The sequence below is a fragment of the Bradyrhizobium sp. AZCC 2262 genome, from assembly GCF_036924535.1.
Lineage (GTDB): Bacteria > Pseudomonadota > Alphaproteobacteria > Rhizobiales > Xanthobacteraceae > Bradyrhizobium.
Genome location: NZ_JAZHRT010000001.1, coordinates 3,029,996 through 3,044,311, shown reverse-complemented (window position 1 = coordinate 3,044,311; position 14,316 = coordinate 3,029,996). Strand labels below are relative to the sequence as shown.

Here is a 14,316-nt window from a genome sequence, read left to right as displayed (position 1 = left end):
TTGCTAGACTTTCACTCTAGAGTAACACTCTAGAGCTGGTCAAGCGACGCCACCGACGGCATTCGGGAATCTGAAGGTCTTATCGCGAGATGGGCGGCGCGGGCGGGCCGGCGGGCACAGTCGGCTGCGCTGCGGGCGCTGTAGCCGTCACCGGCGGTGGCGTCGCCGGTGTCGTTGCCGATGGGCTCGCGGACGGGTCAGGCGCGGTCGCTGCGGAAGCTGGCGGCGCTGGGGTAACCGGCGGCACCGGATCAGGCCGGAGCGGATTGGGTTCGCTGCCGATGTTCTCCTTGGGAGCATCGACCTTGGCGGTCTCGGATTTGCTCTCGCGTGCCTGCTTGTCCGACTCGCTTTCGGGCTTCGCCGCTTCACCGGCCGGCTTGTCGCCATCGGTCCTGATCGCGTCAGTCTTCGCAGGATCAGTCTTCGCAGGATCAGTCTTGGCAGGATCGGTCTTGGCAGGATCGGTCTTGCTAGAATCTGTCGCGGCAGTTTCAGCCTTGGCGGCATCTCGCGACGCATCTTCGTTCGCGGCATCACCGGGGGCCGGCTGCTCAGTTTTCGGTGGTTCTTCAACTACGGGCTTGCTGCGTCGGCCCTGCTTCTGCCTGGCGCCCGATTTGCTGTCGGTAGCGGCCTGCACCGGAGCCTGCCCTTCGGGCGCCGCGTGCGGCCGTGCGAGCCGCTTCGCATCGCGGCCCGGGCGCGCGCCCTCGCCTTGCGGCGCAGTTCCGTCGGCGTCCGGCCGGGAAGCCTCCTGCGCAGGAGCGGCCGTTGGCTGCCGGCGACCGAACCGGTCGGGCTGATCTGGCCTTCCGTCCTGCTTGGCGTCCTTCTTCGGCTGATCCTTGCTCTGATACCGGGGGTCGGCAGCGCCGTTGGATACCAGGTAGGAAGAGAGCACCGAGGCCATGTCGGTGCCAGTCGTATAGTGCTGGCGCAGAAAACCCGGCAATGACGAAGCCGACACGCTCTTCAACAGGCCACGCGGGCTCTTGTGGCACGCGCTGCACGTGTTCGAGAATATCTGGGAAGGACTCTTGCCGGCGTCGAGATTCTCCACCGCCCGCGCCGCGCCTGCTGTGAGGCCGCCGATCAGGAGCGTCACCGTCGCTAGACTGAGCGCTCGGCTCAACATTCCCTGCCTCTCCAGACGTCGAATCGCTGCCGGCATCGCATGAAGTGGCCGGCGGCGGGGTCACCTTTTAGCCGATTGTGACGCGAATGGAAGCGCACTTATTACGCATCTGCGTGAGTGCGGCATTTGTGAATATCCACTTTGACTCCAACGCACTAGCGCCACGGCATCATCGTACTTATGATACATTTGAGACACTCCTGGAACTAATCCTTCCGGGTGTGAAGGGGGTAGCTGTCGCGTTCCATTGGTGCTTGGATGGATCGGTTGTTGCGTTATTTCCTGAGCCAGTTCATTCGCCGCGGCACGATGACCTTCACGACCGCGAGCGGGGGAACGTTTACCTGCGGGGACGGAACCGGCCCATCGGTGTCGGCGCGGTTCCTTACCCAACGAACACAGCGCCGTATTCTCCTCAATCCCGAGCTCGCCCTCGGCGAAGCCTATATGGACGGCACGTTCGTGGTCGAGAACGGCACCATCGCGGACGTGCTGGGGATCGTGCTCGATCAGCCCGAAATGGTGCCGCACTGGGCCAAGCTGCAGTGGTGGCTGCGCTACTTCGGACGGCACGCCAGGCAATTCAACTGGCGCGGCCGGGCGAAAAACAATGTCGCCCACCATTACGACCTCGATGGGCGGCTCTATTCCCTCTTCCTCGACGCCGACAAGCAATATAGTTGCGCCTATTTCGAAACGCCGGATGCAACGCTCGACGATGCCCAGCTCGCCAAGAAACGCCACCTAGCCGCCAAGCTCCTGATCGGGCGCGGCAACCGTGTGCTCGACATCGGCTCCGGCTGGGGCGGCCTTGGCATCTATCTCGCCGAAATGACCGGCGCCGACGTCACCGGCATCACGCTGTCGTCCGAACAATTGCTGTCCTCGAATGCCCGCGCCGCCGAAAAGAACCTGACAGAGTCGGCAAGATTCCTGCCGAGCGATTACCGCGATATTGCCGGTCCGTTCGACCGGATCGTGTCGGTCGGCATGTTCGAACATGTCGGCATCGACTTCTATGAAACCTATTTCCGGCGCTGCGCCGAGCTTCTCAGCGACGATGGCGTCATGGTGCTGCACTCGATCGGCCGTTCCACGGGCCCCGATGTGACGAGCCCCTGGATCACGAAATACATCTTCCCGGGCGGCTATATCCCCGCCGTGTCCGAGGTCATTCCCGCGATCGAGAAAGCGGGCCTGCTGGTCTGCGACATCGAAATCCTGCGGCTGCATTATGCCGAAACGCTGAAGGCCTGGCGCGACCGCTTCATGGCGCGGCGCGAAGAGGCGGTGCGCCTCTATGACGAGCGTTTTGCCCGCATGTGGGAATTTTACCTGGCGGCTTCGGAAATGTCGTTCCGGAAGCAAAACCTGATGAACTTCCAGATCCAGCTCACCAAGCGCCAGGGGATTGTGCCCATGACGCGGGATTACATTACCCGGGAAGAAGCAAGGCTGCGCGGAATGGAACTCGGAAAACAGCCGCGGCTGCAGCTGGCGGGCGAATAGGCCAGCCAATCGTGGGGGGCGTCAGTTCCGCAGGCTGTACGTCGAGGCATAAGGCGTACGAACCAACGCCGGACGGACGAGTTGGGCGCGCACCTTGGTAAGCAACTGGTCGTCACAAGGTACGGCACGCAGTTCCGGGCGCGAAATCGCTTCCATCGTGTCGATCAGCACCGACAGCCACAAACGCTGCGCGCTTGCCGATCGCCATCCCTGGATTTGCTGACCCATCGCCTGTCCTTCCGGTCCGATACAAGCTGGCAACTCGAAAATCGCCGGCCCGTTCCCGATTTCGTAACCAACCCATTCTGCAGCGAAGAAAATCACAGCCGATGTGATCTACTTCACAAAAGCCCCCGGCGGCCCGTCGTACATGTCCGCCATGAGCCAACCGACCTACCCAGCGCCGTTCGATTCCGACATCAGGATCGACTACGCCTTGATCGCAATCGGGGTGGGCGCCGCCGTGTTCGCGTTCATCTACCTGATCCTGGTTTGATCAACGCTTAAGACGCGACTCGAAATTGTCTCCCCGCGTTCGGATTGGTCTGTCCAAGTCATGGTAAGGTTCAGGCTCTCCTAAGATTTTACCCGGCATTTCGCGGAAGAAGCGCCCGCACCGCCCAATTTGGGCCGAAAGCCCGTCAAGCTTCACGCCGAGCGCGATCCGGATTCATCCACATTTTTGAAGAACGGTGCATAGCGGCGAGCTTTTGCTTCCGCTTTGCCCGGGACAGGCGCTTTATCGCCGCCCCCCTAGCGGAAATGCTAGCAACGCCAAAAATCACGAGCATAACCTTACGCCATGGCTCTGACTGATTCGAACGTCCTCAAACTCGCTCCCGACGCGGGAGCTCCGGCCTACCGGAGCGCGCCGCACAATATCGAAGCGGAGCAGAGCCTGCTGGGCGCCATCCTGGTCAACAACGACGCGTTCTACCGGGTTTCCGACTTTCTGGAACCGAAGCACTTCTTCGAGCCGATCCACCAGACCATTTTCGAGACCGCCGGCAGCCTGATCCGGATGGGCAAGGTCGCTACCCCCGTGACGTTGAAGACCTTCCTGCCCGCCGATACCGATATCGGCGGCATGACGGTTGGCCAATACCTCGCGCGTCTCGCGGCCGAGGCCACCACGATCATCAACGCGCAGGACTACGGCCGCACGGTCTACGACATGTCGCTGCGCCGCGACCTGATCCGGATCGGCGAGGACATGGTCAATGTCGCCTTCGATGCGCCGGTGGATTTTACCCCGCGCACACAGATCGAAGACGCCGAGCGGCAGCTTTACGAACTTGCCGAGTCCGGGCGTTACGACGGCGGCTTCCAACGCTTCTCGCAGGCGCTGACAACTGCCGTCGACATGGCGGCCAAGGCCTTCCAGCGCGACGGAAATCTATCCGGCATTGCCACGGGCCTGCGCGACCTCGACACCAAGATGGGTGGCCTGCAGCACTCCGACTTGATCATCGTCGCCGGCCGCCCCGGCATGGGCAAGACCGCGCTCGCCACCAACATCGCCTACAACATCGCCAAGGCGCATCGCGCCGAGGTGCAGGCCGACGGCACGATGAAATCCGTCAACGGCGGAATCGTCGGATTCTTCTCCTGCGAAATGTCCGCCGAACAGCTCGCCACGCGTATTCTAGCCGAACAAACCAGCATCGCATCGAGCATGATCCGCCGCGGCGGCATCAGCGAGGCCGATTTCGAGAAAATCCGCGACTATTCGATCGAGTTGCAATCGCTGCCGCTCTATGTCGACGAAACCGGTGGCCTGTCGATCTCGCAGCTCACCGCGCGCGCCCGCCGGCTAAAGCGGCAAAAGGGCCTCGACATGATCGTGATCGACTACATCCAGCTGCTGCAGGGATCGGGCAAGAAGTCTGATAATCGCGTGCAGGAAGTGACGGAGATCACCACCAGCCTCAAGGCATTGGCAAAAGAGCTCAACGTTCCGATCATCGCCCTGTCGCAGCTCTCGCGTCAGGTCGAAAACCGTGACGACAAGCGGCCGCAACTGGCCGACCTGCGTGAATCCGGCTCGATCGAGCAGGACGCCGACGTCGTGATCTTCGTGTATCGCGAGGAATATTACCTCGCCAACAAGGAGCCACGCATCGGCACGCCCGAATACGAGAAATGGCAGCTCGACATGTCACTGGTGCACGGCAAGGCCGAAATCATCATCGGCAAGCAGCGCCACGGCCCTACCGGGACGGTGGAAGTACAGTTCGAGGGCCAGTTCACGCGCTTCAGCGATCTCGCACAGGATGGCCACTTGCCCGACCGCGGCTATTGAGGCGAACTGCGGTTGAACCGCCGCGTTCCACCGCCTAAAATGGGGCATGAACATTGCCCCCGATCCCAAATCCATCCCGCAAGGCACCCTGCTCTCGCCGGAGGCGAACCAGGCGGCCGCGCTCGTGACGGCCACCGGCGTGTTGACGGTCGACCTCGACGCCATCGTGGCCAACTGGCGCAAGCTCGAGAAGACCGCGGTACCGGCCGAATGCGCCGGTGTCGTCAAGGCGGACGCCTATGGCTGCGGCGCCGAACAGGTGGCGCGGGCGCTGGCTGGTGCCGGCTGCAAGACGTTTTTCGTCGCCACCCTCGATGAGGCTCGCGTGGTTCGCGCCGCGGCGCCCGCGGCCGCAATCTACGTGCTCGACGGCTTCTTCCAGAATACCGGCGAGTCCTATGCCAGGATCGACTGCAAACCCGTGATCGGCGACCTCAACGAACTCGCCGAATGGGACGTGTTCTGCCGCCGCTCAGGCTGGTCGGGCGGCGCCGCCATTCACATCGATACCGGCATGAACCGGCTGGGTATGACCCTTACCGAGGCGCAGGGCATCATTCCGCGGATCAACGCCGGCGATCACGGCATTACGCTCGTGATGAGCCACCTCGCCTCCGCGGAACTGCTCAACAATCCCGCCAACGCCAGGCAGCTCACGGCTTTTCGCGAAATCGCCAGCGTGTTCTCCGGCGTGCCGGCGTCGCTGGCGAATTCGTCCGGCGTTTTCCTGGGCGCCCAATTCCAGTTCGACCTGGTACGGCCGGGCTGCGCGCTTTATGGCATCAATCCGACGCCGGAAGCCGACAATCCGATGCAGCCGGTCGTCGAACTGAAGGCGCGCATCGTGCAGATCCGCAATGTCGAGCGCGGCGACACCGTTGGCTATGGCGGCACCTGGACGGCGCGGCGTCCGACCAGACTAGCGATCGTTTCCGCTGGCTATGCCGACGGCTATTTCCGCGCCGCCAGCGCCAATGACGGTACCCGTGGCGCCGAGGTGGTGGTCGCCGGCAAGCGCTGCCCGATCGCAGGGCGGATTTCGATGGACCTGACGGCCGTCGACGTCACCGATCTCGACAAGAATGCCGTGCGGCGCGGCCATATGGTGACGCTGATTGGCGAAGGCATCACCGTCGACGAACTCGCTCATCATTTCGGCACCATCGGCTACGAAGTGCTGACCAGTCTCGGCAAGCGGTACGCACGGATTTACAAGGGCGGCATTGCCACGGCGGAACACCCTGCGCCGTCTCCCGCGGAGCCCGCCGCCAGTTCTTCCTAGAGCAGCGTACCGCGGGGCTCAGACTCAAAATCTCGAAAACAACCCCATGCAAAGTAGAATGGGCCCGGCTTGCAGCACTCACGCCGCGGCCGGAGCACGACATGCCGGGTCGTGCATTACTGTGTCTTCCGGCTGGCCAATACCTTCTTGCAGGCGTCGCTGAGCTGGTTCTGCTGTTTGGTCAGACAAGCGACGACGCGGCCGCCGCCGGGCAGCGTGCCGGCGCAATATTTGTCATAATCCGCCTTGCAGGCGCCGCGCTGGTCGGCGGTTTGGGCAAACGCGGCTCCGGAGCATCCGATGGCGAGCACGAGAACGGCGAAGCGTAGTTTCGACATGGAATCTCCAAATGTCAGCGAGTGTCAGGCGAGCACCGTGATGCCGGCTAGCTCTACATGAAGATCGCAACCTTCAACATCAATAATGTCAACCGCCGCCTGCCGAACCTGTTGCGCTGGCTGCGCGCGGCCAAACCTGACGTCGCCTGTCTGCAGGAACTGAAATCGACCGATGCCGAGTTCCCGATTGTGGCAATCGAGAAGGCTGGCTACGGCGCGGTGTGGCGCGGACAGAAGACATGGAACGGCGTCGCCATCCTGGCGCGCAACGCCGAGCCGGTATTGACCCGGACCGCGCTGCCCGGCGATCGCGATGATGACGAGGCGCGCTACATCGAGGCCGCCGTCAACGGCGTCATCGTCACCAGCCTCTATCTGCCGAACGGCAACCCGCAGCCGGGGCCGAAATTCGATTACAAGCTCGACTGGTTCAAGCGGCTGCGGTCGCATGCCGGCAAACTGCTCAAGCAGGACATCCCGGTGGTGCTGGCCGGCGACTACAATGTCGCGCCGACGGTGTCCGATATCTATCCGACGAAATCCTGGGACAAGGACGCGCTGATCCAGCCGAAGAGCCGCGCGGCGTTCAAGGCGCTGGTGGACCAAGGCTGGACGGACGCGATCCGGACGCTGCATCCGTCGAAACCGATGTTCACGTTCTGGGACTACAAGCGCAACCGCTGGCCGCGCGACGCCGGGCTGCGGCTCGATCATCTGCTGCTGAGCCCGGCGATTGCTCCGCGCCTGCTCAAGGCCGGCGTCGATCGCAAGGTACGCGGCGAGGAAGGTGCCAGCGATCACGCGCCGGCGTGGATCGTGCTGAAGTAGCTGCTCGCAAGACCTACCAGCCAAATTTCGTGCGCAGCATGATGCCGAGAATGTTGGAATAATCGTCGGTCCACAGCGCGCTCGATTGGTCCGACCGCAACGGCGTCCAGTTTCCGGCGACGCTTCCGGCATCGGCGGCGTCGCGCGCCAGCACCACGAGGCGGGCATCGGCCTTCAGCGTCGTCAGCAGATCGCCGGCGCTGCGGTCTTCCCGCACGAAGGCGGCAAGCCCGAGAGACTGCGCGACCTTGGCCACAACAGGCGTGAGATCGAGGTGCCTGTTGGAGATATGCAACAGGAGCACACCATGCGGCGAGAGCTTTGAGAGATAACCCGCGACGGCCTCGCGTGTGAGCAGATGCACTGGAATGGTATCTGACGAGAAGGCATCCAGCACGATCAGGTCATAGCGGTCGGTTGACGCCTCCAGCGTCAGCCGCGCATCGCCGGCGATAACGGGCGATTCAGGCGCGCAGCGTGACAGGAATTCGAAACGATGCGGATCGCGCGCGATGCGGATCACTTCCGGATCGATCTCGAAGAAGGTCCAGTGCTCGTTGCCCTTGCTATGACAGGCAAGCGTGCCGGTACCGAGCCCGACGACGGCAACATGGTTCAGGCTGCCACGCGCGGCGCGGGCAGCACCAATGGCTTCGGCGAACGGACCACCTGGATAGTAATAGGTCTGTGGCAACAGCGGGCCGCTGACCGGCGTGCCATCGTCGTTGCGTAGCCGCTGGGCGCCATGAATCGTGGTGCCGTGATAGAGCAAGCGGGCTCTGCCGTCGTTGACTTCTGCAACCTTGTGGACGCCGAAGAAACTGCGCGCCGTTTCGATCGGCGCTATGCCCGGCCGCCACAACGCAGTAACCGAAAAACTCAGGATGACGAGCCCGAAGAAGCGCATCGGCCGCTGCCGTTGAAACAGCATCGCCGCCGCCAATAGCGCCAGAAGAACCTGAAACGGCAGTTCCAGCGTGGCCGACGGCTGAAACCGCGTGACGTACCAGACCAGCGCCAACGCTGCGCTGGCGACGAGCCATGGCGCAGCTTCGGTCAGCGCCTTGCGCGAGCCTCCGGTGACGAGGCCGGGCATGCACAGCAGCGCAAGCGCGATCAGGATCGGATATTCGTAATTGCCGTTGAAGATCTGCGGCGCCAGCAGCCCTGCGAAGCCGCCACCGATCACCCCGCCAAACGACGTGCAGAGGTAAAACTCCGTCAGCCGCCGCGGGCTGGGACGCCGCGCATAGAGTTCGCCATGGCACATCAGCGTCAGCAGCGCGAACACAACGAGATTGAGTGCGATACTCGTCAGCCAGAACACCTTCTCGCCGCCGATCAGGCTTACTGCGAGCGGTGCCACAGCGAATGGAACGAAGCGCACCACATTGGCGTGCGCGATCCATGGCCGCTCGCGGAACACGGCGACGAAAGTGAGCAGGTAGACCGCTAACGGCACCACCCACAGGAAGGGTGCGGCGGCGATATCGGTGGTCAAATACGCGGTCACAGCGATGACAAGGCCTGACGGAACCGCAGCCAATGCGATCCAACGCATCCGCTCGCCGGCACTCGCGCTGACATCGTCAACGACTTCGGCTTGAACGGCGGCAGGCAACGCGCGCGCCGTGAGCAATCCGACAAAACTCAAGAGAACAGCCAGCAGCGCAAATCCGATCGACCATGCCGCCGTTTGCGTCTTCAGCGTCAGGAACGGTTCGATTATAACGGGATAGGCGAACAGCGCTGCAAACGAACCGAGGTTGGATGCGGCATAGAGCACGTAGGGATTGCCCGCCTGCTTGTGCCCGCTGGAGGCGAACCAGCTCTGCAGCAATGACGCGCTGGCCGACAGAGTGAAGAACGGAAGCCCGATGGAGACCGCAAACAGACCGAACAGCCAGAGCGCCGTTCCATCCTGTGGCGGGACGCCCCATCCGGGCGCGATGGCGATCGGCAGCATCATCGCGGTAATGCCGAGCAGCAGAAGATGAAACATCGCCGCCCAGCGCGGCGACAACAGCCGGTTCAACACATAAGCGTAGGCGTAGCCTGCCAGCAGCACCGTTTGAAAAAATACCATCGCGACCGACCATACCGCCGGCGCGCCGCCGAGTTTGGGCAGCACCATCTTGGCAAACATCGGCTGGATCGAAAACAGCAGCAGCGCCGAAACGAACAAGGTCGCGGCGTACAACAGCGGCTCGAGGCGGCGCGCTACCGCCTGTCGATCGACAAATGGCGCGACTCGATCCGAAGCATTGAAAAGTGACATGGAATCCCCGGCACTGGCAATTTTGGGTTGCACGGTAGCCGGCGTCTCCTGAGAAAGGCTTAATCCGGTCGCCGGGAATCGGCCTGCGCCATGGTAAACGTCACTTTGATCCGGGCAGGACGGCGGCTGGTCAGCCCTTTCGGGTGTGCCCCCACGTTTTGTCCCAATCCTCGCCCGCGGCATCGATGACGCGGCCATCGGCCTCGAAGAACTTGTTCGGAACCTGAAATATCGCCAGCATCAGGCCACCTTGGGGACACCAGGCCACATGGCGGCTGCCCTCCTCGCGCCAGATGAATTCGCCGGCCTTGCATTCGATGCCTTGCGCCGGACCTTCCTTGTCGACCAGCGAACCTTCGAGCACGTAGGTCTGCTCGATATTGACGTGCTCGTGGTCAGGCAGCACCGCGCCCGGCGCAAACCGCATCAGCGCAGTCATCAGCCCGGTCTTGCGATCGAACAGCAGCGTCTTGGCTTCACAGCCGGGGAAACGGGTCTGCTGCCATTCCATGCTGTCGGGGCGGACCAGGTGGGAATGCGTGTCTGCGGTTTGCGCGCCCTTCGGGCTCACGGCGTCCATGGCGATCCTCCGTTTTGATTATTTTGACGCGATCCTAGCAGCTTTGCTTCTCTCCGCCAGCCGGCAGGTGTGCACTGCGGTGGCGCTGTCTTGCTCGCGTCTGTCGCGGACTGTAGGATCAGCCGATCTGCCGCTCGCGTGGATCACGGTTGAAAATGGCGGCTTTGCAACATTCCAGATTCTGCATGGGCTGCTGGGAGCAGATGCATCTGCCGGTGCCGCTTCGCGGCGTGATCTCGGCGCCATTCCGCGCGTTCGGCGTTCGTCCGAGCCGGATGAACCCCAACACCTGCACCATCTGCGAACTGATGTTCACCAAGGTGATGCACGCCCGCAAGATCACCATCGACGCGACCATCATGTTTGCCGACCTGCGGGGCTACACCAGCCTGTCGCAGTCGCAATCGCCGGATGCCGTCTCGGGACTGCTCGACGCTTTTTATGACGAATGTGCGAGCGCGATCTGGGAGCATGAGGGACTCCTCAACAAGACCATCGGCGACGCCGTCATGGCGGTCTTCAACTTTCCGCTGAAGCGGGAGCACCATGCCAGAAACGCCGTGCTTGCGGCGCGCGACATTCAGAAGAACTGGCGCGACCGCCGAGAAGCCCTGGTGGCTGCGCACGGCCTCACTGCGAGCGAACTGGGAATCGGCATCGGCATCCATTCCGGCGAACTCAGCTTTGGCGAGTTCGGCCGATCGCACCGGGACCTGACGGCGATCGGAACCGTCGTCAACACCGCCTCCCGGGCCCAGTCGGTCGCCGAAGCCGACCAGATCCTCGTGACCAGGGCCGTGTTCGACCGTACCCAACCGGATTTGAAGGACAGCCCTTCGAAGGCATTCCAGCTCAAGGGATTCGACGTCCCGATCGACCTCTACGCCGCGTAGCGCGGTCGACCGACGCCCGCATCACCAGAGGTTCTTGCCGTCGATCACTGTCACCGGCACCGCGTCGAGGTCGAAATCGTCGAACAGCCGCGCATTGACGCCGACCTTGGGGTTGTCGAAGTCCGGTTTGCCGGTCGACCAGTCAGGCGATTCCGAATAGGTGCCGCAGCCGCAATTGGCGCAGAAATGATGTTTGACGGTGCGGCTGCCCCACAGATAGGTCGCGACGTTTTCGGGTGCAGACGTCAGACGAAATTGCGCCGGTGTGTAATAAGCCCACAACGCGCCGCGCTTGGAACAGAGCGAACAGGTGCAGCGTGTCACGTCAGATGGCGCCTCGTTCACCTCGAATTGTGTGTTGCCACAATGGCAGCTTCCCTTGATTGGCACGATGTGTTCCTCCCGAATAATCCAACACGGCCGAGGTCTTAAGGGGAGCCTGCTGCCAGCATGATGTCAGCAGCGACGATGGGCTCGTCAGACCTCAATTGCGGAGTCGGCCATGTTCGGCCTTGCCACCCGTCGCTGTGACAATATCATGCCGCCTGACATTGGAGCGAAAACATGCGTCCTCATGTCTTTGTGGCCGCTTGCGTCGGCCTGTTGGCGTTTTCTGAAAGCGCATCTGCGCAGATTTGCAGGGCCGTTGAGCAGCGAAGCGGAAATGCCGTTGGCTGTTGGATAATCGCGCACCAGCCGCTGGGACAGTTCACACAGCCCCAGACCTTTTGGCATTTGGACACCTATCCCACACTCGCAGCCGCCGAGCAGGCCAAGGGTCCACACGGAACGGTCGTCAAATCACTCGACAGGATATGGCTGCTTTCGATCGAGCAGCGGGACTGGCGTGCACCGGCGGGCGGCGAGCACGTTGCCGAGATTGGCCCGCTGTCGATAAACGCCGGCGAGAACTATTCCGCGCAATACATGGAAGCTGTGTTTGATCCGGGCATGACAGCGCCGGAACATCGTCACTCCGGTCCTGAAGCCTGGTACACGCTTGCCGGCGAAACGTGCCTGGAGACGCCGGACGGCATGCAAGTTGGAAAGGCCGGCAGTCACCACGTCATCGTGCCCGCCGGACCGCCGATGCACCTGACCGCAACCGGCACGGTTCAGCGCAAGGCGCTCGTTCTCATCCTCCACGATAGTTCCAAACCGCCAACGACCCCCGAGCGCGACTGGAAGCCGAAGGGCTTGTGCAAGGGCTGAAGAGCGGTTCGATACGCGTCTCGTGCGCGTGATGCCGGCCGCGTTCCTGCCGAAGAAAACGGTGGGCACCGAGGTGTCGCGCCTTTGACTATCCTGCGAAGCTGTAGGATGACCGGCTTTCGCTCATCCCAGAGAATCATCCTTGGGCTTCATCTTTGTCCTCATTGTCGGCCTGCTCGCCGGCACCATCTCAGGCATTGTCGGCACCGGTTCGTCGATCATGCTGATGCCGGTGCTCGTCTATCAATACGGGCCAAAGGAAGCCGTTCCGATCATGGCGGTCGCGGCCGTGATGGCGAATTTCTCGCGCATTCTCGCCTGGTGGCGCGAGGTCGACTGGCGCGCCTGCCTTGCCTATTCGGTCACGGGAATTCCTGCGGCCGCACTTGGCGCGCGGACGTTGCTGGCGCTGCCGTCGCATGCCGTCGATATCGCGATCGGCCTGTTTCTGATCGTGATGGTGCCGGTGCGGCACTGGCTGGCTCGTCATCAGCTTAAAGCGCGCCTTTGGCACCTTGCCGTGGGCGGTGCTGTTATCGGCTATCTCACCGGTGTCGTGGTTTCGACCGGGCCGCTCAGCGTGCCGCTGTTTCTGTTTTACGGGCTGAACAAAGGCGCCTTTCTCGCCACCGAAGCCGCAAGCTCGCTCGGACTCTTTCTGAGCAAATCCGTGACGTTCGAACGCTTTGGCGCGCTGACGCCGGACGTCGCGCTAAAGGGCCTGATCGCTGGCTCCTCGCTGATGTTCGGCGCCTTCATCGCCAAACGTTTCGTGCTGCGGCTAGAGCCCGAGGTCTTCCGCCTCCTGATGGATGGCATCATGCTGGCCGCCGGTCTCACCCTGCTGTGGACGGCATTTTCGTGAGGCTTCGGCGGAACCCGGCGCTCCGCCTGAACCATTCCCCATCGACGGCCGACCAAGTGACGCGTGTCACATCCGTTCGGCAAACGACCATAGATCAATGCCGCGCACGGATTCGCATCACCCACGTCTGGAGAGACTGAAAATGCCCAGGGGAATCATCGGCGCCATCGCCGCCGTCATTGTCATCGCCATCATCGCTGCGGGAAGCTGGTACACTGTCGATCAGACCGAACGCGGGGTGAGGCTGCGCTACGGCGCGGTGATCGGCACCGCGCAGCCGGGCCTGGGCTTCAAGGTCCCGCTGATCGACAGCGTCGAGAGGGTCAGCGTCAAGACCTTTACCTATGCATGGGACAAGATGAACTCCTACTCCTACGACCAGCAGCCCGCGGACCTCAAGATCAGCGTCACCTTGCGTGCCTCGCCGGACAAGGTCGCCGATCTCTATGCAAAATTCGGCGGACTGGACATCGCGGTCAAGCAGGTGGTCAGCCCGGCCGTCAATCAGCAGGTCAAGATCGTGTTCGGCCGCTACACGGCCGTGAAGGCGATCCAGGAGCGCGGAACGCTCAACGCCGCGATCAAGGACGCCATCACGGCATCGCTGAAGGACGACCCGATGATCATGATCGAGAGCGTCCAGCTCGAAAACATCGAGTTCAGTGCGAACTATCTGCACTCGATCGAGCAGCGCATGCTGGCCGAGGTCGAGGTGCAGAAGCTGCAGCAGAATGCCGAGCGCGAAAAAGTGCAGGCGCAGATCACCGTCACCCAGGCCACCGCCAAGGCCAACGCCGTCCGCGCCGAGGCCCAGGCCAGCGCCGACGCGCTGCGGCTGAACGGTGAAGCGCGGGCGACCAATATCAGGATCACCGGCGAAGCCGAAGCCGCCGCCATCGAAGCCCGCGCCAAGGCGCTCGGCACCAACCCCAACCTCGTCACGCTGGTGCAGGCCGAACGCTGGAACGGCGTGCTGCCGACCACCATGGTGCCGGGCTCGGCGGTGCCGTTCGTGTCGGTGAAATAGAACTGAAGCCTGTCGCGTGGCGGCGTCCCGGATGATCCCGGACGTCGCCATGACGTATCCGACA

Annotated in this window: 15 protein-coding genes; 8 read left to right on the top strand and 7 right to left on the bottom strand. The window is 62.6% G+C overall.

Translation table 11 applies throughout. The annotated features are described in order from the left end of the window. Positions 1-79: 79 nt before the first annotated feature. On the bottom strand, positions 80-1,138 hold the full coding sequence (locus tag V1283_RS14280) for a hypothetical protein (protein WP_334387115.1): 1,059 nt from the start codon (positions 1,136-1,138) through the stop codon (positions 80-82). A 258-nt stretch (positions 1,139-1,396) separates the two neighbouring features. Between V1283_RS14280 and V1283_RS14275 the strand changes: the two genes are divergently transcribed. Beyond that, a complete protein-coding gene (locus V1283_RS14275; RefSeq protein WP_334387114.1) occupies positions 1,397-2,647 on the top strand; it encodes a cyclopropane-fatty-acyl-phospholipid synthase family protein in 1,251 nt (416 codons plus the stop codon). Positions 2,648-2,668: 21 nt separating this feature from the next. On the opposite strand, the gene V1283_RS14270 is transcribed toward V1283_RS14275, so the two are convergent. After that, on the bottom strand, positions 2,669-2,971 hold the full coding sequence (locus V1283_RS14270; protein ID WP_334387113.1) for a hypothetical protein: 303 nt from the start codon (positions 2,969-2,971) through the stop codon (positions 2,669-2,671). A 478-nt stretch (positions 2,972-3,449) separates the two neighbouring features. Here V1283_RS14270 and V1283_RS14265 point away from each other — a divergent pair, with 478 nt between their 5' ends. Next, the gene (locus tag V1283_RS14265; RefSeq protein WP_334387112.1) at positions 3,450-4,949 is read left to right on the top strand and encodes a replicative DNA helicase; all 1,500 of its coding nucleotides are present in this window, start codon (positions 3,450-3,452) and stop codon (positions 4,947-4,949) included. Between the two features lie 52 nt (positions 4,950-5,001). Continuing rightward, on the top strand, positions 5,002-6,231 hold the full coding sequence (gene alr, locus V1283_RS14260) for an alanine racemase (protein ID WP_334393057.1): 1,230 nt from the start codon (positions 5,002-5,004) through the stop codon (positions 6,229-6,231). Positions 6,232-6,347: 116 nt separating this feature from the next. Here the strand turns inward: alr and V1283_RS14255 are convergent, their stop codons facing one another. Then, positions 6,348-6,569: a cysteine rich repeat-containing protein gene (locus tag V1283_RS14255; protein ID WP_334387111.1), complete on the bottom strand. Its 222-nt coding sequence runs from the start codon at positions 6,567-6,569 to the stop codon at positions 6,348-6,350. Positions 6,570-6,626: 57 nt separating this feature from the next. Between V1283_RS14255 and V1283_RS14250 the strand changes: the two genes are divergently transcribed. Continuing rightward, the gene (locus tag V1283_RS14250) at positions 6,627-7,397 is read left to right on the top strand and encodes an exodeoxyribonuclease III (protein WP_334387110.1); all 771 of its coding nucleotides are present in this window, start codon (positions 6,627-6,629) and stop codon (positions 7,395-7,397) included. Positions 7,398-7,410: 13 nt separating this feature from the next. On the opposite strand, the gene V1283_RS14245 is transcribed toward V1283_RS14250, so the two are convergent. Together V1283_RS14245 and V1283_RS14240 are read right to left on the bottom strand one after the other, a co-directional pair. Then, complete coding sequence (locus tag V1283_RS14245; RefSeq protein WP_334387109.1) at positions 7,411-9,675, bottom strand: fused MFS/spermidine synthase; 2,265 nt, start codon at positions 9,673-9,675, stop codon at positions 7,411-7,413. Between the two features lie 130 nt (positions 9,676-9,805). Next, on the bottom strand, positions 9,806-10,255 hold the full coding sequence (locus V1283_RS14240; protein ID WP_334387108.1) for a cupin domain-containing protein: 450 nt from the start codon (positions 10,253-10,255) through the stop codon (positions 9,806-9,808). 164 nt (positions 10,256-10,419) lie between these two features. On the opposite strand from V1283_RS14240, the gene V1283_RS14235 reads away from it, so the two are divergent. Further along, positions 10,420-11,148: an adenylate/guanylate cyclase domain-containing protein gene (locus V1283_RS14235; RefSeq protein ID WP_334393056.1), complete on the top strand. Its 729-nt coding sequence runs from the start codon at positions 10,420-10,422 to the stop codon at positions 11,146-11,148. 21 nt (positions 11,149-11,169) lie between these two features. On the opposite strand, the gene V1283_RS14230 is transcribed toward V1283_RS14235, so the two are convergent. Both V1283_RS14230 and V1283_RS14225 read right to left on the bottom strand, forming a co-directional pair. Then, positions 11,170-11,538 (bottom strand): GFA family protein, encoded by a 369-nt coding sequence (locus V1283_RS14230; RefSeq protein WP_334387107.1) that lies wholly within the window; start codon positions 11,536-11,538, stop codon positions 11,170-11,172. Between the two features lie 87 nt (positions 11,539-11,625). Continuing rightward, positions 11,626-11,883, bottom strand: a complete 258-nt coding sequence (locus tag V1283_RS14225) for a hypothetical protein (protein WP_334387106.1) — start codon at positions 11,881-11,883, stop codon at positions 11,626-11,628. On the opposite strand from V1283_RS14225, the gene V1283_RS14220 reads away from it, so the two are divergent. From V1283_RS14220 to V1283_RS14210, 3 genes are all read left to right on the top strand, one after another. Beyond that, the gene (locus V1283_RS14220; RefSeq protein WP_334387104.1) at positions 11,884-12,360 is read left to right on the top strand and encodes a cupin domain-containing protein; all 477 of its coding nucleotides are present in this window, start codon (positions 11,884-11,886) and stop codon (positions 12,358-12,360) included. It begins immediately after the preceding gene. A gap of 142 nt (positions 12,361-12,502) precedes the next feature. After that, positions 12,503-13,225 carry a sulfite exporter TauE/SafE family protein gene (locus V1283_RS14215; RefSeq protein WP_334387103.1) on the top strand — a complete coding sequence of 241 codons (723 nt, stop codon included), beginning with the start codon at positions 12,503-12,505 and terminating at the stop codon, positions 13,223-13,225. A 142-nt stretch (positions 13,226-13,367) separates the two neighbouring features. After that, the gene (locus V1283_RS14210) at positions 13,368-14,252 is read left to right on the top strand and encodes a prohibitin family protein (protein WP_334387102.1); all 885 of its coding nucleotides are present in this window, start codon (positions 13,368-13,370) and stop codon (positions 14,250-14,252) included. The last annotated feature ends 64 nt before the right edge of the window (positions 14,253-14,316 follow it).

What these genes read in the sequence shown, in the direction of transcription:
- V1283_RS14245 (WP_334387109.1), bottom strand. Translation starts at nt 9,675, where the DNA reads ATGTCACTTTTCAATGCTTCGGATCGAGTCGCGCCATTTGTCGATCGA.
- V1283_RS14240 (WP_334387108.1), bottom strand. Translation starts at nt 10,255, where the DNA reads ATGGACGCCGTGAGCCCGAAGGGCGCGCAAACCGCAGACACGCATTCC.
- V1283_RS14280 (WP_334387115.1), bottom strand. Translation starts at nt 1,138, where the DNA reads ATGTTGAGCCGAGCGCTCAGTCTAGCGACGGTGACGCTCCTGATCGGC.
- V1283_RS14210 (WP_334387102.1), top strand. Translation starts at nt 13,368, where the DNA reads ATGCCCAGGGGAATCATCGGCGCCATCGCCGCCGTCATTGTCATCGCC.
- V1283_RS14225 (WP_334387106.1), bottom strand. Translation starts at nt 11,883, where the DNA reads ATGCCAAAAGGTCTGGGGCTGTGTGAACTGTCCCAGCGGCTGGTGCGC.
- V1283_RS14255 (WP_334387111.1), bottom strand. Translation starts at nt 6,569, where the DNA reads ATGTCGAAACTACGCTTCGCCGTTCTCGTGCTCGCCATCGGATGCTCC.
- V1283_RS14265 (WP_334387112.1), top strand. Translation starts at nt 3,450, where the DNA reads ATGGCTCTGACTGATTCGAACGTCCTCAAACTCGCTCCCGACGCGGGA.
- V1283_RS14250 (WP_334387110.1), top strand. Translation starts at nt 6,627, where the DNA reads ATGAAGATCGCAACCTTCAACATCAATAATGTCAACCGCCGCCTGCCG.
- V1283_RS14275 (WP_334387114.1), top strand. Translation starts at nt 1,397, where the DNA reads ATGGATCGGTTGTTGCGTTATTTCCTGAGCCAGTTCATTCGCCGCGGC.